At 73.0% G+C, this 23209-nt stretch carries 15 protein-coding genes; 13 read left to right on the forward strand and 2 right to left on the reverse strand.

The window, feature by feature from the left end:
• On the forward strand, positions 1-95 hold a 95-nt coding region (locus AB0N31_RS31765; protein WP_366061952.1), incomplete at its 5' end, for a sigma factor-like helix-turn-helix DNA-binding protein.
• A gap of 70 nt (positions 96-165) precedes the next feature.
• Here the strand turns inward: AB0N31_RS31765 and AB0N31_RS31770 are convergent.
• A complete protein-coding gene (locus tag AB0N31_RS31770; RefSeq protein WP_366061938.1) occupies positions 166-1227 on the reverse strand; it encodes a mannose-binding protein in 1062 nt (353 codons plus the stop codon).
• A gap of 556 nt (positions 1228-1783) precedes the next feature.
• On the opposite strand from AB0N31_RS31770, the gene AB0N31_RS31775 reads away from it, so the two are divergent.
• From AB0N31_RS31775 to AB0N31_RS31790, 4 genes are all read left to right on the forward strand, one after another.
• A complete protein-coding gene (locus AB0N31_RS31775) occupies positions 1784-2617 on the forward strand; it encodes a type VII secretion system-associated protein (RefSeq protein WP_366061939.1) in 834 nt (277 codons plus the stop codon).
• A gap of 167 nt (positions 2618-2784) precedes the next feature.
• Complete coding sequence (locus AB0N31_RS31780) at positions 2785-3966, forward strand: RICIN domain-containing protein (RefSeq protein WP_366061940.1); 1182 nt, start codon at positions 2785-2787, stop codon at positions 3964-3966.
• Positions 3967-4110: 144 nt separating this feature from the next.
• Positions 4111-7428 carry a right-handed parallel beta-helix repeat-containing protein gene (locus tag AB0N31_RS31785; protein WP_366061941.1) on the forward strand — a complete coding sequence of 1106 codons (3318 nt, stop codon included), beginning with the start codon at positions 4111-4113 and terminating at the stop codon, positions 7426-7428.
• A complete protein-coding gene (locus AB0N31_RS31790) occupies positions 7425-8675 on the forward strand; it encodes a S8 family serine peptidase (RefSeq protein ID WP_366061942.1) in 1251 nt (416 codons plus the stop codon). The genes AB0N31_RS31785 and AB0N31_RS31790 overlap by 4 nt, the downstream gene beginning before the upstream one ends.
• 131 nt (positions 8676-8806) lie before the next feature.
• Here the strand turns inward: AB0N31_RS31790 and eccCa are convergent, their stop codons facing one another.
• A complete protein-coding gene (gene eccCa, locus AB0N31_RS31795; RefSeq protein WP_366061943.1) occupies positions 8807-12817 on the reverse strand; it encodes a type VII secretion protein EccCa in 4011 nt (1336 codons plus the stop codon).
• 453 nt (positions 12818-13270) lie between these two features.
• On the opposite strand from eccCa, the gene eccD reads away from it, so the two are divergent.
• The 8 genes from eccD (at position 13271) to AB0N31_RS31835 (ending at position 23124) form a co-directional block, all read left to right on the forward strand.
• Complete coding sequence (eccD, locus tag AB0N31_RS31800) at positions 13271-14677, forward strand: type VII secretion integral membrane protein EccD (RefSeq protein WP_366061944.1); 1407 nt, start codon at positions 13271-13273, stop codon at positions 14675-14677.
• Positions 14678-14722: 45 nt separating this feature from the next.
• A complete protein-coding gene (gene eccB, locus AB0N31_RS31805) occupies positions 14723-16327 on the forward strand; it encodes a type VII secretion protein EccB (RefSeq protein WP_366061945.1) in 1605 nt (534 codons plus the stop codon).
• 537 nt (positions 16328-16864) lie between these two features.
• Positions 16865-17200 (forward strand): hypothetical protein, encoded by a 336-nt coding sequence (locus AB0N31_RS31810; RefSeq protein ID WP_366061946.1) that lies wholly within the window; start codon positions 16865-16867, stop codon positions 17198-17200.
• Positions 17201-17292: 92 nt separating this feature from the next.
• Positions 17293-17601, forward strand: a complete 309-nt coding sequence (locus tag AB0N31_RS31815) for a WXG100 family type VII secretion target (protein ID WP_366061947.1) — start codon at positions 17293-17295, stop codon at positions 17599-17601.
• 206 nt (positions 17602-17807) lie between these two features.
• A complete protein-coding gene (locus AB0N31_RS31820; protein WP_366061948.1) occupies positions 17808-18293 on the forward strand; it encodes a type VII secretion system-associated protein in 486 nt (161 codons plus the stop codon).
• Between the two features lie 127 nt (positions 18294-18420).
• The gene (locus tag AB0N31_RS31825; RefSeq protein WP_366061949.1) at positions 18421-22107 is read left to right on the forward strand and encodes an AAWKG family protein; all 3687 of its coding nucleotides are present in this window, start codon (positions 18421-18423) and stop codon (positions 22105-22107) included.
• Between the two features lie 181 nt (positions 22108-22288).
• The gene (locus tag AB0N31_RS31830) at positions 22289-22744 is read left to right on the forward strand and encodes a YbaB/EbfC family nucleoid-associated protein (RefSeq protein ID WP_366061950.1); all 456 of its coding nucleotides are present in this window, start codon (positions 22289-22291) and stop codon (positions 22742-22744) included.
• A 2-nt stretch (positions 22745-22746) separates the two neighbouring features.
• On the forward strand, positions 22747-23124 hold the full coding sequence (locus tag AB0N31_RS31835) for a hypothetical protein (RefSeq protein ID WP_366061951.1): 378 nt from the start codon (positions 22747-22749) through the stop codon (positions 23122-23124).
• Positions 23125-23209: the final 85 nt, after the last annotated feature.

Here is a 23209-nt window from a genome sequence, read left to right on the forward strand (position 1 = left end):
TCGGCGAACGCCTCGGCGTCTCCCAGATGCACGTCTCGCGGCTGATCTCCCGCCTCCTGACCCGCCTGCGCGAAGGCATGCTCAGCACCAGCTGAACCACCCCGCACCCCGGCCCCGGCGCCCTTACGGCGCCGGGGCCCGCGTGCGTTCCGGGGCCGTAAGGCGTCAGGTCGACCAGATGACCGTGCCGTTGTGCAGGATGACCACCTTGGCGTCGGCCCGCAGGACCAGCTGGGCGTTGTCGTGGCCGTGGCTCTTGGAGGCCCAGATCGGACGGTCGTCGCCGTTGTGGATGACGAGGTTGCCGTCGGCCTGGAAGATCGCCCGGTGGTTCTCGCCGAAGGTCATGGACGCCCACAGGGGCTTGCCCTGCTCGTTGTAGACGACGAGGTTGCCGTCCGTCTGCATCACCATGCGGATGCGGTTGGTGGTCCAGGCCTGGTCGACCTCCAGAACACTGGTCGCGTAGACGGTCTCGGTGCTCCAGACCGGCTTCGGGGTCGTCTTGGGCTTGGGCTTCGGGGTCGGCGTCGTCCTCTCCTCGGGCGGGCTGCTCGTCCTCGGCGCCGGTGCAGGCGCGACGGGCTGGGCGACGGCGGCCTTCGGGACCGCGCTCTTCCGCGGCTTCGCCGAAGTCGGCGACGGACTGGGCAGGCCGGCCACGTAGTCGCCGAGGGAGGCCGGGGCGGACTCCGGGTTCAGGACGGTGTCGGCGCCCTCCGCCGCCAGCCCCGTCGCGCCGTCCCGGTGCCCCTCGTCCTTCGCGCTCCCGGCCAGCAGCAGCGGTATGGCGATCAGGGCGGCGCCGACGAAGGCCGCCCCCGCCAGGATCGGCTTGCGCGGGCGTCCGCTGTCGGTGCCGGTCCTGACGCCCGGCGGCGCCGTCCCGACGGCCGCCGCCGCGGCGACGCCCTCCTCGGACGCCCCGGCGGTCCCGGTGGCTGCCGAGGGCGGGGTCGAGGTCGGGGCGGTGGTGGTCTCCCCGGTCGCGGTCGCGGTCGCGGTGGTGCCGGACCCGGCCGCGGGGACCGCGGCGGGGCTCGGCGCCTTCCCCTCAGGTGCGGAGGGCGTGGCCGGCGAGCCGGCGCTCTCCTCCGTGGCGGGGGACGTGGGGGACGAGCCGGCGCTCTCCTCCGGTGCCGAGGGCGTGGGCGGGGAGCCGGCCTCTTCCGTGCGGGCGGCGGCCGCCTCCGCGTTCGCACGGGGGGTGGGGGGCTGGGGGGACATGTGGTACTCCTCCTCGGTGGCCGAGCAGTCGGTGGGGGAGCTGTCAGTGACGGAACCCGGACGACCCGTTCAGCGGCCGACCGGACGAACGCCCGGCGCAGGAGCGGGCGTCGGGCCGGTACCGGGTCCGGGCGGGCCGCATCGGCACGGCCCCGGTCGCCGGTCCGCGTGACCCGCGGCGGTCGGGTCCGCGGGTCGATCCGACGCCTTTCCCGAGCCGTGAGGTCCTCCCGTACGGCCCCGGCCCGGACGTCCGGGCCGGAAGGCCGCACGTCGACGGGTCCGACGGCGTACCCAACTTAGCCCGTCGCTTCGGCTACGGTCGCTTCCGCCTCGGGAACGCCCCGTCGCTTTGTCCATCCACGCCTCACTGCTCCCGGAAAGTTCCCCACTCGGGCAGCGAACGGGCACGTCGAAGCCCGATACGGACCTTCCCCGGTCACCCGTCAACAGGACAGCTGTGGCATCCTGTTGACTCCCGATCTGATCAGTGCCGTCGTGCGCGCAGGTCGTTCGGCACCCAAGAAGTCGTACGGACCCAAGAGTTCAGGTGGAGATGCGGCCCGGAGAACGGCAGGAGGGCGGGCACGACGCCTCGCCCGCGGTGCCCGAGGGCTCCGGGCCGACCACAGCCCCCGAAGCACCCGTCACGACCGTCTCCGAGCCCGGCGACGTCCCCGGGATACCCGAGGCCGTGCGGGCCGCCGCCCGCCGCGCGCCGGGGCACTGGATCGGGATGGTCGATCCGGAGTGGACCGAGGAGCGCCCGCCGCCGGAGTGGGCGGTGCTGGGGGAGTGGCGGTCGGACGACAGCGGGGGCGTGGGGGACTACCGCGCCAACCCGGCGTACCGGCCCTCGGCGCGGGTGCTCGGCTGGCCGGAGCCCACCGACCCGGTGGACGCGGCGGCACAGCGGGCCGCCACCGGCTACGGCTCGGTGGACGACGCGCTCGCGGCGCTCGCGGAGGCGGACGTCACGGTGGTGCGCGGACCGGACGGCGGGCCGCTCACGGCCGTCGGGCGGGACGGGGCGCCCGTGGTCCTGTTGTTCACCTCACCGGCACACGAGTTCATGTCCGCGGCACTCAGCCATGACACGCTTCCGGCAGCGGAGCTGGCCCGTTCGCTGAGCGGTTCCGGCACCCTGCTGATGGTCAACGCCGGGGCCGCGGCCCCCCTGCTCGTTCCCGCGGACGGTCTTCTCGCACCGGCACCCGTACCCGGGCCGGACACCGAGGGGACGTCCGCGACGGACGCCGTGGTGGAGGGGGACTCCGGCGCCCTCTCCGGCACGACGGACCGTACCGGCCCTCCGGCCGCGGCCCCCTCCGCGGAGCGGGCCGACAACTCCCCTGAACCCCGGCCCCACATCACAGGGAGGACCCCGTGACGCGTTCGGCCCAGCAACCCCCCAGCCCCCCGGGGGCGGAGTCCGCTCCCGACGGCGAGGAGACGGCCGCCGCCGTGGCGGCCACCGTCTCCCGGCCCACGACGCCGAGGACCGAGCCCGATTCGGCAGAGACGAAGCCAGAGACAAAGGCAGAGACGAAGCCAGAGGTGAACGCAGAGGCAGAGACAAAGGCGGCGGCGGGGACCGGGGCAGAGCCCGGCTCCGGCTCCCGCCCCGGCCCCGGCCCCGCCGAGGCGACGACCGCGCAGGCCGCCGAGGCCGGGAAGACGCCCGCCCGGGGCGCCACCCCGGAGACCGCCGAAGCCGTCGGCGGCGGGTCCGCGAGCGGGGCGGCCCCCGACAGCCGGTCCGAGACCGAGGCCGCCCCCGGTGCCGCCGCGGGCCGGTCCGAGACCGAGGCCGACCCGGGTGCCGCCGCGGCGGCCAAGAGCCGGCTGCCCGCGCTCGTGCGGACCATGACCGCGACCGCGATCGACCGGCCGCGGCAGACCGGCCCGGTCGGGCGGCCGGGCAAGGCGGTGCTGGCCGGGGCCGCGGTCGGAGGGGCGCTGCTCGTGTCCGTGCCGTTCCTGGTGCTCGGCGGGAACGACGACAAGGCCCGTACGGCGCCGACGGCGGCGGAGACCGTCCTCGGCGGGAACGCGGGGGAGGCACCCGGCGAGTTCGCGGTGACCCGGCCCGTCACCGGTTCCTCGGGCGAGAGCCCCAAGTCCTCGGAGAAGCCCGGCAAGCCGGTGCGGGAAGCCGCCGCGTCGGCCCCGGCCAAGGGGGCGGGCAAGGACGAGCCGAAGCGGGAGGCCGCCCAGCAGGCCAAGCCCACGAAGCAGAGCAGCACGCAGAAGTCCGGCAGCGGCAGCGACTCAGGAAGCAAGGCGGCGGCCGGCGGCGCGGCTTCGAGCACCGGCAAGAACCAGGCGGCGAACGCCGGTTCGGCCCTGACCCTCAGCGGCTACGTCTCCCTGCGCAGTCATCTCTCGGGACGCTGCGTCGACGTACCGGACGGCGACTTCAGCGACGGCAAGGCACTGTGGGCGTGGGACTGCAACGGCAGCCCCGCGCAGAAGTGGCAGTTCGCCTCCGACGGCACCATCCGGATCCAGGGCAAGTGCCTCGACGTGGCCGGTGCGAACTACAACGACGGCACGACCATCCAGATCGCCTGGTGCAACGGCAACGCCGCCCAGCAGTTCGTGCTGAACTCCGCGCACGACCTGGTCAACACCGTCGTGGGCAAGTGCGTCGACATCGAGAACCACAACCGGGGCAACGGGGCCCGGCTGCAACTGTGGACCTGCAACGGCGGCGACAACCAGAAGTGGAGCGTCTGATCGTACGCCCCGGGCGGAGAGCACCGCTCCCGCCGACCGTCCGCCCCCAGGACGAGGCATGATGGCACCGTCGGTTCGCCGACACGGGCCCCCGACGAACGGGACGCCCGCTGGAAAACGCCCCCGCGGCAAGGAGGTTGGTGCGTGTCGCGCCAGGTACTGACGGTCGGTCCCGGGGACCGGGACCGCTACCGGACGATCGGTGAGGCACTCGCGGCGGCCCGTACCGGCGCGCTCATCAGCGTCCGGCCCGGGACGTACGCCGAGAACCTGGTGATCCAGACCAGGGTCACCCTCACCGCCGCCGAGGGGCGGGGCACCGTGGAGATCCGGCCGCGTTCGGGCAGTGTGCTTGCGCTGCGCGCCGACGCCGTGATGCTGTCCGAACTGACCCTGCGCGGCGGCGACGCCGAACTGCCGGCCGTGGACGTGCGGCGCGGGCAGGCCGCGTTCGACGGCTGCGAGGTCGTCGGCGCCGCCTGGACGGCGATGCTGGCCGGGGGCACCGGTTCCCTCGCGCTGCGGGACTGCCGGGTGAGCAACCCGCAGGGCGCGGGCATCGTGGTCACCTCCACCACGCCCACCACCGTGGAGTCCTGCACCCTGGAGAACCTGGGCACCAGCGGTCTGGTCCTCGCCGAGCAGGGCGAGGCACGCGTCCGCGGCTGCACGGTGCGCGACGCCCGCGGCAACGGCCTGCTCGCCAACGGCGAGGCCCGCGGCACGGTGGAGGACTGCGACATCTCCTCCACCGACAAGCCGTCCATCGCCCTCGAACAGAACTGCTCCCTGTCGGTGGTCCGCACCGTGGTGCACGACACCAGCACCGGCGTGCACCTGAGCAGCACGGGCCGTACGACCCTGGAGGACGTCCGCGTCACCGGAGCGTCGGGGAACGGGATCGCGCTGGCCTCGGGCACCGACCCGGTGCTGCGCCGCTGCCGGGTCTCGCGCACCCGCGGGCACGGCATCCTGGTCACCGACCGGGCGCGCGGCACCTTCGAGGACTGCTGGGTGGACGGCGCGCAGGGCGCGGCGCTGCGGGTCGCCGGGGCCGCCTCCCCGGCGCTGACCGGCCTGACCGTCCGCGACTGCGAGCACAGCGGGCTGCTCCTGGAGGAGGACTCGGCGCCGGAACTGGACCGCCTGGAGGTGATCGGCTGCTCGCCCGCCGTCGCGGTGCGCGGCGGCGCCAACCCGCTGCTGCGCCGGGCCCGGCTGGTGGAGCCCTCCGGCGACGGCATCTCCGCGACCGCGAACGCCCGCGGCCGCGCCGAGGACTGCGAGATCGTCCGGCCCGGGGGCACGGGGGTGCACGTGGCCTCCGGCAGCACCCTCTACCTGGCCGGAGGCGGGGTCTCCGACGCCGCCGTCAGCGGTCTGGTGGTGGAGGACGGCGGCAACGTCACCGTCCGCGACTTCCGCGTCGAGATGTCCGGCGAGGAGGGCGTGGTGGTCGCCGGGGGCGGCGAACTGACCGCCAGCCGCACCGTGGCGCACGCCGCCAAGGGCCACGGCTTCCTGCTGCGCGAGGGCGCTCTCGCCTCCCTCAGCGGCTGCGAGGCCAACGGCGGCGCCCAGGACGGCTTCCGGGTGGAGTCCACCGCGCCGGTCTCGCTCGTGAACTGCCTCGCCCGGGAGAACGAGGGCGGCGGCCTGGTGCAGACCACGCCCGGCGAACGGCTCGCCGTGGAGGGCCTGAAGAGCACCGGCAACGGCAAGCGGGACGCCTGGGGCACCGGCAGCGCCGAGAACACCGACCCCGCCGGTTCGGGTGCCGCCGACGGACCCGCGCCGGACCGCGCGGACGGCCCGCTCGGCGCCCTCAACGCGCTGATCGGCCTGGAGAACGTCAAGCAGCAGGTGCGCACCCTGGTCAACCTGACCCAGCTCGCCCAACGCCGCGAACAACTCGGCATGCCCGCCCCGCCGATGAGCCGGCACCTGATCTTCGCCGGTCCGCCCGGCACCGGCAAGACCACCGTCGCCCGCCTCTACGGGGCGATCCTCGCCGAACTGGGCTCGCTGCGCAGCGGGCACCTGGTGGAGGTCTCCCGGGCCGACCTGGTCGCCCAGGTCGTCGGCGGCACCGCGATCAAGACCAGCGAGACCTTCCAACGGGCACTCGGCGGCGTGCTGTTCATCGACGAGGCGTACACGCTCACCGCCGACAGCGGCAACGGTGGCGCCGACTTCGGCCGTGAGGCGGTGGACACCCTGCTGAAACTGATGGAGGACCACCGCGACGACGTGGTGGTGGTCGCGGCCGGCTACTCCCGCGAGATGGAGTCCTTCCTCGGCTCCAACCCGGGTCTGGCCTCGCGCTTCTCCCGGACCGTCGAGTTCGAGAACTACTCGGTGCCCGAACTGGTCGCGATCATGGAGAACATGTGCGCCCAGCACCAGTACGAGCTGGGCGAGGGCACCGCGGAGGCGCTGGCCGCGCACTTCGGGGCGATGCCGCGGGACGCCGGCTTCGGCAACGGACGTGCCGCACGCGGGGTGTTCGAGGAGATGGTGGACCGGCAGGCGGTCCGGCTCGCCGCCCAGCCGCAGGTCGGCGAACGCGACCTGCGACTGCTGCTGCCGGAGGACGTATCGCCCGCCGCCGCCGCGGCGGCGGCCGAGACCGCCGCCCCGGCCGACGACCCGCTCACCCGCCTCGGCGACATGATCGGCCTGGCCGAGGCCAAACGCGACGTCGCGGACCTGGTCAACCTCATCACCACCGCCCGCCACCGGGCCGCCGCCGGGCTGCCGGTGCCCTCGCTCAGCCACCACCTGGTCTTCACCGGCCCGCCCGGCACCGGAAAGACCACCGTCGCCCGCCTCTACGGGCAGATCCTCACCCAGCTCGGCATCCTCGAACGGGGCCAGCTGGTCGAGGCGGCCCGCGCCGACCTGGTCGGCCGCTACATCGGCCACACCGCCCAGCTCACCCGCGAGGTCTTCGAACGGGCTCGCGGCGGCGTGCTGTTCATCGACGAGGCGTACACCCTCACCCCGCGCGGCGGCGGCGCCGACTTCGGCCAGGAGGCGGTGGACACCCTGCTGAAACTGATGGAGGACCACCGCGACGAGGTGGTCGTCATCGTCGCCGGCTACACCGACGAGATGGAACGCTTCCTCGCCTCCAACCCGGGCCTGTCCTCCCGCTTCCCGCGCCGGATCACCTTCGCCGACTACTCTTCCGAGGAACTGGTCACCATCGTGCGCTCCCAGGCCACGAGCATGGGCTACGAGTGCGGACCCGGCACCGGCCCCCTGCTCAAGGAGTACTTCGACGCGCTGCCCCGGGACCGCTCCTTCGGCAACGCCCGCCTGGCCCGCCAGGTGGTCGAGTCGATGGTCACCCGGCAGGCGGGACGGCTCAGCTCGCTGGCCGCGCCCACCCTGGACGACCTGCGCATCCTCCTGCCCCAGGACGTGGCCGTCACCGCACCGGGAACGGCTCCCCGGTGAGGCGGCCCGCCCGCGGGGCCGCCCGCCTGGTGTCCGGCGCCGGCCTCGCCGCCGCCCTGCTGTTGCCCGCGGCCGTCCCGGCGCACGCGGCACCCCCGTCCGGCATGCCGGCGGCCGACGGGGAGAAGGGCCAGCAGCTGCCCGCCATGCCGTCCGCGTTCGACGCCGAGGCCGACGACGTGACCTGCACCCCCGCCTCCAAGGAGAAGGCGGAGAAGCAGGACTGGTCGCGTCAGCGCCTCGACCTGGACCGGCTGCACGCGCACGGCACCGGGGCCGGCGTGACCGTCGCACTGATCGACACCGGGGTCGCCACCGGTGCCGCCGGACTCGACGGCCGGGTCTCCGCCCAGGGCGCGGCCGCAGACGACTGCGTCGGACACGGCACCTTCCTGGCCGGGCTGATCGCCGGGACCGGCGGGGCCAGCCCCCGCCTGGCCGGGATCGCTCCGGGCGCGAAGATCCTCGCTCTGCGCGGCACCGACGAGCGCGGCACGGCGAGCGCCGACCTGGTCGTGCGGGCGCTGCGCGAGGCGACCGAGGCACGGGCGGGAGTGATCGCGGTCGCGGTGGCCCTGCCCCGCCGTGACGCGGCGCTGACCCGTGCGGTCGCCGAGGCCCGCCGCGCGGGCGCGGTGGTGGTCGCCGCGGCCACCCCGGACCCGCCGTCCCGGAGCGGCACCGACGACATCCCGTCCCGCACCTACTGGCCGGCCGGCGAACCCGGAGTCCTGTCGGTCGCCGACATGCTGCCCGGCGGCACCCGCCCGAAGGACGCCCTGCCCACCGACGGCATCGACCTGGCCGCCCCCGGCGCCGGGGTGGTCTCCGGCGGCCCGCGCGGCAAAGGCCACTACCTCGGCGGCGGCGCCTCGGTGGCCACCGCCTACACCGCCGGGGCCGCCGCGGTGGTCCGCGCCGCCCACCCCGACGACTCGGCCGACGCCGTCACCCGCCGCCTCACCGCCACCGCCTACCCGGCGGACATCCCCCAGCTGGATCCCTACGCCGCCGTCACCACGGTCCTCGGCGACGCCGGCGCGTCCACCGGCGCCGACGAGCGGGCCGCGGATCCCGTGACGGTCCGCGACACCGCCTCCGCCGACCGCGCCACCAGCCGCGCCGGCCTGCTGGTCCTCCTCGGCTCCGCCGCCGTCCTCGCCGTCCTGTGGGCCGGCTTCGCCTTCTCCCGGGCCCGCGCCCGCGGCTGGCGCCCGGCGGAGGCGGGCCCGACGGCACGGGAATGAGCTGAACCCCTGACGACCGGCGGCGGGGGCCACCCCCAGGTGACCCCCGCCGTATCCGTGTTCTTGCCGTGTCCGCCGTTCCCCTGCCGTGTCCTCGGCGTCCGGGTGTCCGTGGCGGCGGCGCGGTCCCTCTACCGCGTGCTCTCCTCCACCAGAGCCGTCTGCATCAGCCGCGCCCGACGGCGGGCGATGTGCAGTGCACGGCCGGGCGGGAGGTTGAGCGGTTTCGTGTTGCCGAACAGACGGCCCTCCGTGGGCGGGCAGGAGAGCAGTACGGCGGGGTTGTTCGCCTCGTCGAGGCGGCGGACGAGGGCGTCGCTGAGGCCGCGGCCCGCGCCCATGGCGCTGCGGGCGACGACCAGGTGCAGGCCCATCTCGAAGCCGAGGGTCAGGTGCTCGAAGAGCGGCTCGAAGGGGCTCTGGAAGGTGTTGCTGCCGGCCACCATGTCGTAGTCGTCGACCAGGATGAACAGTCGCGGGCCGGTCCACCAGTCGCACTGGCGCATGCGGGCGGGCGCGATGTCCGCGCCGGGGACGCGGGTCTTCATCGCGCGGGCCGCCCCCTCGATGGTCTCCTTGAGGTTGTCCAGGGAGATCACGTGCCCGATGCGGTACTCCTCGGGGACGGCGTCCACCAGCGTGCGGCGGTAGTCCACGGCGATGATCTTCGCCTCGTTGGGGGCGTAGTGGGCGGTGATGCCCTGAGTGACGCGGCGCAGCAGGTTGGTCTTGCCGCTCTCGGTGTCGCCGACCACGATCAGGTGCGGGGTGCGGCTGAAGTCGTGCCAGACCGGTTCCAGCATGTCCTGGTCGATGCCGAGCGGCAGTCGCATGCCGCCCCCCTCGGTGCCCTGGGGCGCGGGGAGTTCGGCGAGCGGGAGCCGGTGCGGCAGCATCCGGATCTGCGGGGCGGGCGCGCCCGGCCAGTGCCGCGCCACCTCGGAGACCAGGTGGGCGACGCCCTCGCCGAGGTCGTCGAGGGAGCCGCTGCCGTCCAGACGGGGCAGGCCGGCGAGGAAGTGCATCTTGCTGTCGGAGGTGATGCCCCGGCCGCCGGTGCGCGGCACCGAGCGGGCCTTGCGGGTGTCGATCTCGGAGTCCATCGGGTCGCCCATCCGCAGTTCGAGGCGGGTGGCCGACTGGTCCCGGACCTGGGCGGACAGCTCCACCCAGCGGGTGGTGGTGATGATCAGGTGGATGCCGTAGTTCAGGCCGCGGGCGGCGAGTTCGTTGAACTTGGGGACCAGGTCGTCGTAGTCCTGGCGGACCGTGGACCAGCCGTCGACCACCAGGAACACATCGCCGAAGGGCTCGTCGGGGAACTCCCCGGCGGCCCGGCGGCGGCGGTAGGACTGCATGGAGTCGATGGTGTGGTCGACGAAGAACTGCTCGCGGCGGGCGAGCAGCGTCATCACCTCGGCGACCGCCCGGTGCACCCGCTCCGGGTTGAGCCGCGGCGCGACGCCGCCGACGTGGGGGAGCGCGGCGAGCTGGGAGAGGCCGCCGCCACCGAAGTCGAGGCAGTAGAACTGGACCTCGGCGGGGGTGTGGGTGAGGGCGAGGGCGGCGATCAGCGTGCGGGTGAGGGTGGACTTGCCGCTCTGCGAGCCGCCCGCGACGGCGACGTGGCCGCCCGCTCCCGACAGGTCCACGACCAGCGGGTCGCGGCGCTGCTCGAAGGGTTTGTCCACCAGGCCGACCGGGACCCGCAACCTGCCGGTCCCGGGCCAGCCGGCGGCGCCGAGGCCGCGCTCGGGGTCGGGGGCGATGCCGGGCAGCAGGGCGTCGAGGGGGGAGGGCTCGTCCAGCGGCGGCAGCCACACCTCGTGGGCGGCGGGCCCGGAGCCGCGCAGCCGGTCGAGGGCCACGTCGAGCAGTGTCTCCTCGTCGCCGGTCTCCTCCGTCTCCGGCTCCGGCTCGGGCGCGGCCTCCAGCGTGCGGGGCACCACCCAGCCGCTGGTCCACGGCACCACCTGGCTGGCCACCCGGGCCTGCACCACCGCGCCGGTGCGGCGCCGGTAGGTGCCCGAGGAGTAGGCGGCCCGGAACCGGGTCAGGGACTCCACCCCGGACTTCAGGTAGCCGCTGCCCGGCTGGGCCGGCAGTTCGTAGGCGTCCGGCACGCCGAGCACGCCGCGGCTCTCCATGGCGGAGAAGGTGCGCAGGCCGACGCGGTAGGACAGGTGGCTCTCCAACTGGTGCATACGGCCCTCGTCCAGGCGCTGCGAGGCGAGCAGCAGGTGCACTCCCAGGGAGCGGCCGAGACGGCCGATCATCACGAACAGGTCCATGAACTCCCGGTGCGCGGAGAGGAGTTCGCTGAACTCGTCGACCACCACGAACAGGCTGGGCAGTGGGGTGAGGGCCGCCCCGGCGGCGCGCGCCCGCTCGTACTCCAGGGCTGAGGTGTAGTTGCCGGCGGCGCGCAGCAGTTCCTGACGGCGGATGAGTTCGCCGTGCAGCGCGTCCTGCATGCGCTCCACCAGGGCGACCTCGTCGGCGAGGTTGGTGATGACGGCGGACGTGTGCGGCAGTTCCTCCAGGCCGAGGAAGGTGGCGCCGCCCTTGAAGTCGACCAGGACGAAGTTGAGGGTCTCGGAGGAGTTGGTCAGGGCGAGGCCGAGCACGAGGGTCCGCAGCAGTTCGCTCTTGCCGGAGCCGGTGGCGCCGATGAGCATGCCGTGCGGGCCCATGCCGCCCTGCGCGGACTCCTTGATGTCGAGTTCCACCGGGCGTCCGTCCACGCCGACCGCGATCGGCACCCGCAGCCGCGCCGAGCCGGTGTGCCGGTCGAAGAGGGTGCGCGGTTCGTGCCGGTGCAGGTCGGGGATGCCGAGCAGGGTGGTCAGTTCGACGTCGGTGTCCAGCGGCTGCGCGACGTCGGCGCCCAGACTCATCCGGCGGGGGGCGAGCAGCCTGGCCAGGGACTCCGCGCCGAGCGTGCCGAGCCGGTCCGGCCGGCCGAGCGGCACGGAACGCTCCTTGCGGCTGCGGTCGGTGCGCACCAGGCTCACCCGGTCAGGGCCGACGGTCAGCCGCAGCGTGTTGCGGCCGGGCCGCCAGCGCAGCGCCCCGGAGACGTCGAGGACCACGGCGTTGCGGTAGCCGTGTCCCTCCCAGCGGTGCCCCTCGGGGACGGTGACGCCGTCCAGGACGACGACGGTGTAGGGCTCGTCGCGGCCGGGGCGGGCGTCCGGGTCGAAACCGGGGCGCTCGGCGAACTCGGCACCGAGCAGGTCGTCCAGCTCGGTGAGGTCGGCGGTGATCCGGCGGACCTTGCCGGCGCCGTCCTCCTCGTACGGGTGCAGCGCGTGCGGCAGCCACTTGGCCCACTCCCAGTCGGGCCGCCGGTCGTCGCTGACGCAGAGGGCAAGCCACAGCTCCTCGGGCGCGTGGAACACCGCGAGCTGCGCGAGCACGGCGCGCACCAGGGCGCGTACGGCCTCGGTGCCGGGGCCGCCCTCGGCGTCGCCGTCCGCTTCGGGCACCGGGCCGCCCGGGGCGGCGGACTCCCCTGCGGACGTTTCCTCGGGACGCAGCAGAATCCGCGCCGAGGAGCGCAGGTAGAGGCCGAGAGGTTGCTCGGGGATGGTGGAGTAGGCGCGGATGAAGCGGCGCAGGGCGTGCGCGCAGAGCGGTTCGAGGTCCTCCACCGGGCGGGTGGAGACCGGGTTCAGGGTGAGCGCCAGCTGCTGCTCGCCGACCGCGAGCCGGATCTCGCCGAAGTCCTCGTCGGCCGGGCGGCGTTCCCACAACCGCGAGGTGCGGGCCAGCGAGCGCAGCGAGGCGGGCTCGGGGTGGCGCCAGGCGAGGGCCCGCTGCTGCTCCGCGATGGTGCTCCGGACCCGCTTGCGGGTCTGCGCCAGGTAGCGGAGGTAGTCGCGGCGTTCGCCCTTCAGGCGCTGCTTGCGCTCGCTGGAGCGGCGCATCAGCTGCCCCAGCAGCATGGCACCGGCGGAGAGCGCCATGACGCCCATCGCCAGGTACATGAAGACGCCGTTCCCGCCGCCGGGGCGCAGGAACATCAGCATCATCGACACCGACATCAGGGCCATCGGCAGATAGGTCCATATCGCCGAGGTGTCCGGCACCGTCTCGGCCAGTACCGGCGGCTCCTGGAGGGTCAATTGCCCCTCGGGCATCTCGGGTCCACGTCGGCGGGCGGGCCGGCGGAACAGCACCACACTCAAGGAACGAAACCTCCGGTTTCACTGGCTTTCCGGCCCGCACCGAAATACCGGAGCGGCCGGCGGCGGGTTGCTCCGCACCGGGCTGATTCTCCGGAGTCCGCGTGACGCGGTGAACGCCTGCTGCATGTTTCGAACGGATAGCGGGGGACGGACAACTCCCGTGACGGTCAAGTCCATACCGGTCAGGGAGCCAGGTCCGCAGCACGATCCGGCGGGTGTAGGCAGTAGTCTGCATTCACGGAACACGACCTGTCCACGCGGGGCAGGTGTCGCCGGGCGCGCACGGACCCAATTCCGCTGCCCGGCCCCTCCGTTCCCGGCCCGGCCGGCCTTCCGTACTCTTCGCACGTCCCCCTCTTTCGAGGGTCCCCCGCCAACGCTCCAACGGAAGACGAGAGTTCAGCGATGACCGACAGCGCGGTGGCCGAACTGTGCCGCCTGACCGTACGTGCGCCGAGCGTCCGCGTCGATCTGGCCGTGCCCGCCGACGTGCCGGTCGCCGATCTCCTGCCCACACTGCTGCGTTACGTCGGGGAGGAGGCCGAGGAGGCCGGACTCGACCACGCCGGCTGGGTGCTCCAGCGGCTCGGCGATCCCCCGCTCGACGAGGAGACCACCCTCGCCCGGGCCGGCCTCGCCGACGGCGCCGTGCTCCACCTGCGCCCGCACACCGAGGCGCTGCCCGAGGCCCGGCTGGACGACCTGGTGGACGGGATAGCCGACACCGCGGCCCGACGGCTGCACACCTGGAGCCCCGAAGCGGCCCGCGGACTGCTGGTGGGCACCGCGGTGGCGACGGTGGTGGCCGCCCTCGTCCTGGTGCTCCGGCCGGGGGTGACCGGATCCGGCTCCCTCCGGGCCGCCTGCGCGGCCGTGACCGGGCTGCTCCTGCTCGCGGGCGCCGGCTCGGCCAGCCGTGCGGTCGGCGACCGTCTCTCCGCGACCGCCCTCGGCCTGCTGGTCGCGCCCTGTCTGGCCCTGGCCGGCTGGCTGCTGCCCGGCGGCGACCTGAGCGGCCCCGACGCGGCGCGGGTCGCGGGCGCCCGGCTGCTCGCCGCGGGCGCGGCCGGCGCCGGCGGCGCGGTCCTCGCGCTCGCCGCCACGGCGGTCGGCGCCCCTGCCCTGCTGGCCACGGCGGTGGTCTCCCTGGCCGGCGCGACCGCCGGGGCCCTGATGGGGTACACCGACCTCCACGCGCCGGCCGCGGTGGCCCTCGTGGCCGCGGTCGTCGCCCTCGGCGCCGGGGCGGTGGCACCGTTCGCCTTCAAGCTGGCAGGCATGCGGATGCCGGCGCTGCCGTCGTCCGCCGGCCAGCTCCAGGAGGGCATCGAACCCTACGCGGGTGACGACGTCGCCGAACGCACCGAGCTGGCCGGGCGCTGGGTCACCGCGCTCTTCGCCGCCACCGGCATCGTCGCCGCGGGCGCCCAGGTCGTCCTCGCCGAGCACCCCAACCTGCCCGAGGTGCTGACCTCCCTCACGCTGAGCCTGCTGCTGCTCCTGCACGCCCGCGGACTGGTGCACATCGGGCAGCGGCTGACCCTTGCCGTGCCCGGCGTCTGGGGACTGCTGCTGCTCGCCCGCGCCTGGGCCGTGGACCAGCACGGCGACGGGCGGCTGATCGTCCTGGCGGTGCTGCTCGCCGCGGCGGCCGCGCTCGTGATCGCCGCCTGGACGGTCCCGGGCCGCCGGATGCTGCCGTACTGGGGCCGTGCCGCGGAACTGGCCCACACCGGCCTCGCGGTGGCGCTGCTGCCGCTCAGCCTCTGGGCGGCGGGGCTCTTCGGCTGGCTGCGCGGCCTGTTCGGCTGAGCACGCCGCACGCCGGTGACACGAAGAACGAATTGAGGAGAGGCCGTGCAGTCCAAACGCGACCAGGTACACGCCCACACCTTCATGATGGGCAGGCTCAGCTCGGGCCTGCTGACGGCCGACCCGGACGCCCCCGAGAGCCCGCTCGGGCGCACCACCCGCGGCGTGGTCTTCGGCGTCCTGGTCACCGTCCTGATCGGCGCGGGCGCCACCGTCTACGGCCTGCTGCGGCCCGGCGGGAACGACGGCTGGCGCGACGGTGAACACCTGGTCGTCAACCGCGACACCGGCGCCCGGTACCTGTGGACCGGCACCGACGGCGTACTGCACCCGGTGCGCAACTACGCGTCGGCGCGGCTCATCGGCGGCTCCGACCTGCCGACCGCCGACGTCCGCACCCCTTCCCTGCGGGACGTGCCCGTGGGCGCCCCGGTCGGCATCCCCGGAGCGCCGGACGCCGTACCCGCGCCCGACAGCCTCGACGACGGCTCCTGGCACATGTGCGTCACCGGGCCGGAGGGGGCGCTGCCCGACACCTCCGGTGTCGTGTCGGGCACCGGGGTGGACGAACCGGGGACCACCACCGTGGTGGCCGGTGCGCCACTGGACTCCCGTGGCGTCGAAGGAGACCGCGGCGTGCTGGTGAGCGGGCCGGACGACACCGAGTACCTGGTGTGGCGGGGCAGCAGGCTGCCGCTGGACCGCGCCTCCGACGCCCGCAACGCCCTCGGTTACGGCTCCCAGCGGCCGATGCCGGTCTCGGCGGCCTTCCTCGACGCGCTGGCACCCGGACCGGCCCTGAGCCCGCCCGCGGTGCCGGGACGCGGCGAGGAGGGCCCGGTGCTCGGCGGTGAGGCCAGCCGGATCGGTCAGCTGTTCAAGGTCAGCGTGCCCGGCGGCGGCAGTACCTACCACCTGCTGCGCAAGGACGGACTGGTGCCGCTGACCCGGCTCGGCGCCGCCCTGGTGCTGGGCGACCCGGCCACCCAGAAGGACGCCTACGAGGGGCAGTCGCCCGAGGTGCGCACGGTCGGCGCGGACGCCCTGCGCGAACACCGGGCGAAGGACTCCACGACCGCCGGACCCGCGGAGCTGCCGGAGACACCGCCCCTGCCGGAGTCCGTACCGCGCGGCAGCGCGCTCTGCGCGCAGGTGGACGGCGACGACGGCGGCGCCCGGATCGGTTCGGTGCTCGTCCCGTTGGTCCGGCTCGCCCCGGTCGCGGTGTCCGCGGGCACCGACCGGCCGCTGGAGGCGGCCTGCGTCCCCACGGACGCCACGGTGGTGCGCCCCGGGCACGGCGCCCTGGTCCGGGCCCTGAACGCGAGCGGCGCCGCGCACGCCGGGACCACCTACCTGGTGGCGGAGAACGGCGTGAAGCACCGGATCTCCGGCAAGAACGCGCTGGAGGCCCTCGGGTACGGGGCCGGGGACATCGACTCGGTCCCGGCACCGCTGCTCGCGGCGCTTCCCACCGGTGCGGACCTCGACCCGGCCGCCGCCACGGGCGTCGTGGAGCCCAAGGTCACCGCTCCGAAGTGTGATGCCGGCGGCCGCTCGGGGCAGCGTGCGGGAGACGAGGAGCCGGACGAGGGGGTGTCGGCGGCGGACGCCGAGGCCTCCAAGGGCACGGAGGGTTCCACGACATAGCGGACGCGGCGGACGCCCGGGACACCGTCGGCATCACGGGCGCCGCGGACAGGGCGCGCACAGCCGACACCGCGCACCGATCGAGACAACCACCGCATATGGCGGCAAAGAAAAAGCCGGACGGGAAAGGTGTGAGCCGAACTCGTCGCCGGTGGCGGCAAGTCGGCGAAGTCACCCTGGCGGACGTGGCGGTGAACCTCAGAGAAAGCTCAGATTTTTCGGCCGGACGCTGTCGGGGGCAAACCGCGGACGCCTGTCCTTTGCGCCGTAAACGGTCCGTCCGCATGCCCGTTGTCCTTCTTCGCGTGACCGTTCTCCACCCGTATCGCCGCGTTTCGCGGAGGGGTCGCGCGCCGTCGGCCGGGCCAGGGGCGGGGCGTGTTCATTTCCTCGAAACTTACGAACAACTTGCCGTACAGGTAAGCATTCTGACCGAACCTCAAATCTTTCCACCTCACGTTGCGCGGAACGCTCGGTTCTCTTTAGCCTCAGCGGACAACGGTGCGACGAGACGTGCTCGAACGAAGGGAACGCGACATGGCGGACAGCGCCGCGCGGAAAGCGGACTATGCCAAGGGCTTGGGTGGTGTCTCCTCCCTGGAGTCGGCCCGCGACCGGGTCGAGAAGATCCAGAACGGCGTCGCGGAGATCGCCGCGCGTTCGGGCGTCGGCGGCGGCGAGGGCCAGGCCCTGCTGAAGCTCTTCCGCAGCTGGAACGCAGAGGCGCAGAAGGTCGTCATCCAGATCAGCAAGATGATCGACGCGCTCCAGGAGAACGTGACCTCCGCCGACCGCTTGGCGAAGGAGAACCAGGACCTCGCCGAGATCCTCAACAGCAAGACCAGCCAGGGCGTCTTCGAAGCCCTGCGCTGACCCACCCCCCGGCGGTACGGCCCCCCTCGTGGTGCGGCCGTACCCCGTGAGCTTGCCGGGCCCCCGCGCCCGGCCTTCTGAGAGGAGACGTCGTGGCCGACGGCATCATCGACGTTCAGTACCCCAAGGTCAGGCAGGCGGTCGAGGAGCTGAAGGACCAGACCCAGGCGATCATCACGACCCTCAACAACCTGGAGGACCAGCTGAAGCCGCTCGTCATGTCCTGGGAGGGTGAGGACCAGGAGATGTACCGCCAGGTCCAGGCCGAGTGGGACCAGGCCACCAAGAACATGGCCCTGCTCCTCGGTGACAGCGGCGAGCTGGTCCAGATGATCCACGACAACCACTCCCGGGACGAGCGCCGCAGCGCCGACAACTGGGGCGGTGTGCGGGCCCGTTAGGGTCTTTCCGGCGGATCGGCCGGTGCCGGGCGGCGGGAGTCACGCCCCGGCCCCGGGACGATCCGGACGAGAACGCCCGGGACTGTCCGGGGTTCTCCCTCCGACGCGATCGGAGGGAGAACCCCGGCGCGCGGGCGCGTGATCGGCGGCCAGGCGCCGAACCCACCCCCCACCCCGTCCGGCACCAAGCGGCAGGAGAGCGTCCGATGGCCGGTGAGAAGGCCGACGTCAAGCATTTCGACTTCAAGCAGATGGAGAACTTCCGGGACTTCGAGGTGGAGCCGGTCTACAAGGCCGCGAAGAAGCACCGTGAGGTGGGCGACGAAGGTGCCGGCATCCGCCCGCTCGGCCACCTCGTCGACGGCCACACCACCCCGGACAACCTCGCCCAGGACAAGCAGCTCCTGCGTATCGGCCGGATGGTCACCGAAACCCTGGTCTCGGGACCGAGCCTGATCGCGGACATCCGTACCGCGGCCGAGGCCGTCGACAAGCTGCTCGGTGACCAGATCGACCTCTTCAAGGAGTTGAAGGAGGCGCTCACCGAGACCATCGAGGAAGCCAACAAGACCAAGAACAAGAACCTGGACGCGATCAACGCGCAGACGCTGCTCCAGACCTTCGGTGAGGTCGACGAACTCACCGCCGGCGGCTCCGGCGGCTCCGGCGGTTCGAAGAACGACGACGACTGAGACCGCGCCGCGCGGACCGGCGGGGCCCACGACGGCCGGCGCGTCCGCGTGCACACCATCCGGCCGCACCCCCGCATGAGGGAACGCTGCGCCGGCCAGGACCACAACCGACCAGAAAGGGCGTCAGGTGCCCGATCGCTACGATCCCAACTCCGTCGCCAACCTCGACAAGTTCGACAACGCGGGCGATCCGTCGAGCGACACCTGGGCCACCCTGGTCACCCACATCACCGGCTATCCGGTGCCGGACCGCAACACGATCTTCGACACGCTCCGGTCCGACCACGGCGGCAAGCTCTTCCGGATGGACATCAAGGAGCGCAGTCTCAGCCTGCTCGTCAAGGACTCCGGCTTCCTGACGAACAAGGGCGAGGACTACGACATCTGGTTCTTCGACAGCGGCAAGAAGCGGTCGATCATGCAGGCCAGGATCGTCTTCGAGGGCCGGGTGAAGGCCGGCGACGAGGTCATCTTCGCCGACCCCAACTCCGACGACGTCAACAACGCGCAGGTCCGCGAGGGCAACGAGTTCAAGGACTACCACGGGGACAAGTTCAGCACCATCCCGCTCTCCCGGTACATGAACGGGCCGCGGGCGGCGCTCATGGCGCTGCTGGGCGGAGGCACGCAGAACGCCCGGTTCAGCAACCTGGGCGTGCCCGACGCCGACGTGGTGGACCTGAAGTCCTTCAACACCACCGGGGAGTCCTTCGACTTCGCCGCGAAGTTCTTCAAGGACCACGCGGTGGTGCTGAAGGACTGGGAGGACCGTTTCGGCAGGGACGACGCGAGCTGGAAGGGCGAGGCCGCGGAGGTCTTCCGCAGCCTGCTGACGAAGATCCGCGAGAACTACGACAGCTACGTCGAGACGTTCAACTCCTCGCCCACCGCCGGCGGTGACAACACCGGAACCGGCAGCACGGTGTACTCGCGTGCCCTGTCGCTGGGCCGCACGTACCTGGAGAACGCCGCCAGGGAACTGCTGGACGCGTGGCTGAAATGGGCCAAGTCCCCCTACTACGACCCGCACCGGGTGCTGCGCTACGTCCTGGACGACCTCGCCCAGTGGGTGGACACCCACAACGTCGCCAAGACGAAACTCACGTCCCACACCAGCCGCTACTCCTACAGCGTCACGCACAGCCCGCAGGAGGGCTTCTCCCAGACCCACCCGGAGTACGGCGACCTCACCGACATCGCCAACTGGGCCAAGGTCGGCGACAAGGCGGTCAAGATCTGGAACCAGGGCGTCGCCGAGTACCTGGGCAAGCCCGCCGCCCAGGTGCAGTCCACCCTGAACAACCACTTCCTCGAGCTCGGCGAGGACTTCTCGTCGAACGTGCCCGAGCCGAAGTCGACCAGCACGGCCTCGCAGGACTACGAGAAGCGGAAACTGGAGGAGGAGAAGGAGGAGATCGACAAGCAGAACGAGGAGAACCGCAAGTACCAGGACGAGCTGCGCGAGGAGCAGAAGCGGCAGCGCGAGGAGGACCGCAAGTACCAGGACGAGCTGCGCGAGGAGCAGAAGCGGCAGCGCGAGGAGGACCGCAAGTACCAGGACGAGTTGCGCGAGGAACAGAAGCGCGAGCAGGAGGACGCCAAGCGCCTCCAGGAGGACTTGCGCAACGAGCAGAACCAGCAGCGCGACGAGGACCGCAAGTACCAGGACGAGCTGCGCGAGGAACAGCGGCTCGCCCAGGAGGAGGCCGAACGCGAGGCGGAGGAGCAGCGCAAGGCCGTGCAGGAGAGCCTCGGCGGCCTCAACGATCCGAACGCGGTCAGCGAGCAGAACCTGGGCAACCTCGACGACCTGCTGAACCGGAGCAACCTGACCACCGAGAGCCCCGGCGACCTCGGCGGCGGAGCGGGCGGGACGAACGGCTCCCTCGACGACGTGGTCAACCAGAACCTCGGCGGTCTCGGCGGCGGAGCGGGCGGGACGAACGGCTCCCTCGACGACGTGGTCAACCAGAACCTCGGCGGTCTCGGCGGCGGCCTGAACACCGGCGGCGTCTCCCTCAGGACCCCGACCGGCGGCAGCACCCGGCTCGACGACGGCAGGCTCTCCACCGAATTCCCGGACGGCAGCAGCACCAGCTTCGACCCCGACAGCGGGGTGCTCACGACCACGCATCCGGACGGTTCGACGACGACGACCGACCTGGGCGACGGTCTGAAGGTGACCAACCCGGACGGTTCGACGACCTCGCTGGGCGAGGACGGGAAGCTGACCACCACGTTCCCCGACGGCACCGTCCAGACGGTGGACCCGGCGACCGGCCAGACGGTCACCACCAAGCCCGACGGCACCACCACCACGACCGACCTGGGCAGCCTCGACGGCCTCGACAGCGGGCTGCGGGACGGCGTCCTCGACACCCCGACCGGCGGCAGCACCGAACTGACCAGCGGCGGTGACGTGATCACCGAGCTCCCGGACGGCAGCAAGACCAGTTTCGACCCCGACAGCGGGGTGCTCACGACCACGCATCCGGACGGTTCGACGACGACGACCGACCTGGGCGACGGTCTGAAGGTGACCAACCCGGACGGTTCGACGACCTCGCTGGGCGAGGACGGGAAGCTGACCACCACGTTCCCCGACGGCACCGTCCAGACGGTGGATCCGGCGACCGGCCAGACGGTCACCACCAAGCCCGACGGCACCACCACCACCGAGAACCTGGGCAGCCTGGGCAACCTCAACGGGCAGAACAGTTTCGGGAACCTGGGCGACCTCAACGGCCAGAACAACCTCGGGAACCTGGACGACATCAACACGGACCTGCCCACCGAGTCCACCGGCGATCTGGGCAACCTCGGGAACCTCAACGGCGGCGACCAGTCCGGCCTGGAGACCCCGACCGGCGGCCACACCGCGCTCGACGACGGTGACTTCACCACCACCTTCGCGGACGGCAGCAAGGCCACCTTCGACCCCGACACCGGGCTGCTCACCAGCACCCGCCCGGACGGCACCACCACGGTCACCGACCTCACCCACGGGGCGAGGGTGACCAACCCGGACGGCTCCACCACCGTCCTCGACAACGGCCGGCTGGACACGACCTTCCCGGACGGCAGCAAGCAGAGCATCGACCCGGAGACCGGCGTCGTCACCGTCACCGACCCGCAGGGCAACACCAAGACGGTGGACCTGCACGACCTCGACCCGGTCCGCACCATCGGCGGCTCCGACCTGTCGGACGTGCTCGACGGCCTGACCGGGACGGGCGGCGGCACCACCAGCAGGGACCTCTCGCTCTCCGACCTCGGCGTGGGCGGCGGCGCCGGCTCCGCGGGCATCGCCCCCGGCTCCGTGGGCGTCGGGGGCGGCCTCTCCGGGGCGGGCTCGCTCACCCTGGACGGCACCGGAGGCACCGGCGGCGTCGCGCCCCTCTCGGACAGTGCCGCCGCCGGCGCGGGCACCGCGCTCGCCGCGGCCGCCACTCCGGGCGCGGCCGGCGCCCCCGGCACGCCCGGGACGCCGGGCATGCCGATGGGCGGCATGGGTGCGGGCGGCATGGGCGGGGGCGGCGAGAAGGGCAACGGGGAGCGGGTGCGCGCCGTACTGGTCGACGCGGCGGAGGAGAGCGAGCGCCGCAACCGCCGGCGGCGCAACGCGTGGCACCGCCAGGAGGACAACGACACCTTCCTGGCGCCGGCCTCCCGGGTGGCGACCACCGGCGGCGACGCCCCCGAGGAGGAGGCGGAGCCGGGCCGCAGGGCCACCAGTTCCGCCGACTACCTGGAGGAGGACGCGGACGTGTGGGGCACCGAGGAGGGCGGCACCCCGGCGGTCATCGGGCGGTGACCACCGCGGCCGATCCGTACGGCCGCCAGGGAGAGACGAATCCCACCGGGCCCCGGCTTTCCCAACGGGGCCACCACCAGGCAAGATCAGCACAGAAGTTGATGAACCGAGCAGTGTGACCGGACGTCTTGACGAGGGGTCAGGACATCCGCGAAGACGACGAGGAAAGGGCGGAACGGGCGTGACGGAACCGCTGGAGAAGCGCCTGGAGAAGGCGATGGCCGAACTCCAGGCCGCCCAGGAGGCGGTCGCGCGCACCGAGCGCGAACTGCGGCAGGCCTCGTTCGCCGTGCTCTCCTCCGACCGCGCGGTCCGCGCCACCGTCGGCCCCCAGGGCGAGCTGACCGGCATCGAGTTCCTGGAGAACAGGTACCGCGACATGTCCCCCCAGGAACTGGCCGCCAGTGTCCTGGAGGCCGCGGGCGCGGCGCGCCTGAAGATGAACCGGCACGTGATGAAGGCCATGGCGCCCTTCACCGAGCCCAGCGCCGAGGTACCGGAACTGAAGGGCTTCGAGCTGGACTGGGAGCGCATCTTCGGCCCCGCCGTGCTGGAGGAGGACGACGAGGACACGGCCCGCGACGGCAGGGCCACCCCCGCCTGGCGGGACGCCCTCGGCGACGACGGGGAGGACTGACGATGGGACAGCGGTACTACGCCGACCCGCAGCGCATCGAGGCCCTGGCCCGGCAGCTGGAGGAGATCGGCCAGCTGGCCAGGAGCGTGACCGAGGAGTTCCTCGACGAGCTGGCCCCCACGGTCCGGTGGCCGGGCACCTCGGGCGAGTTCGCCGAGAAGGCCAAGCCGCAGGAGCAGAAGGAGCGGCAGACCACCAAGGAGACCATGATGGCGATCCGTGACGCACTGGTGGGGATCACCGACGCCACGGTGAGCCAGGTCCGGCTGATGAAGGACACCCGCGACCGCAACATCGAGGACATCGAGCGGAACAACAGCATGATCGACACCCACGGGCTGGACGGCGACGGCGGCTCGTCCGGGCATGGGCGCCGCTGACCTCAGCCGCGCAGGCCGCTCCCGCACCACGCCGGGAGCGGCCGTTCCCGCCTGCCCTCGTGACCCCCGAGGCGGCGTCCGGTGA

Origin of the sequence: Streptomyces sp. NPDC051051 (genome assembly GCF_040682975.1) — a bacterium.
In the GTDB taxonomy this organism is placed as follows: domain Bacteria; phylum Actinomycetota; class Actinomycetes; order Streptomycetales; family Streptomycetaceae; genus Streptomyces.

Excerpts from the sequence above, each read along its gene's own strand:
- AB0N31_RS31835 (WP_366061951.1), top strand. The coding sequence starts at position 22,747 with ATGGGACAGCGGTACTACGCCGACCCGCAGCGCATCGAGGCCCTGGCC.
- AB0N31_RS31770 (WP_366061938.1), bottom strand. The coding sequence starts at position 1,227 with ATGTCCCCCCAGCCCCCCACCCCCCGTGCGAACGCGGAGGCGGCCGCC.
- AB0N31_RS31810 (WP_366061946.1), top strand. The coding sequence starts at position 16,865 with ATGGCGGACAGCGCCGCGCGGAAAGCGGACTATGCCAAGGGCTTGGGT.
- AB0N31_RS31820 (WP_366061948.1), top strand. The coding sequence starts at position 17,808 with ATGGCCGGTGAGAAGGCCGACGTCAAGCATTTCGACTTCAAGCAGATG.
- eccCa (WP_366061943.1), bottom strand. The coding sequence starts at position 12,817 with ATGCCCGAGGGGCAATTGACCCTCCAGGAGCCGCCGGTACTGGCCGAG.
- eccD (WP_366061944.1), top strand. The coding sequence starts at position 13,271 with ATGACCGACAGCGCGGTGGCCGAACTGTGCCGCCTGACCGTACGTGCG.
- AB0N31_RS31775 (WP_366061939.1), top strand. The coding sequence starts at position 1,784 with ATGCGGCCCGGAGAACGGCAGGAGGGCGGGCACGACGCCTCGCCCGCG.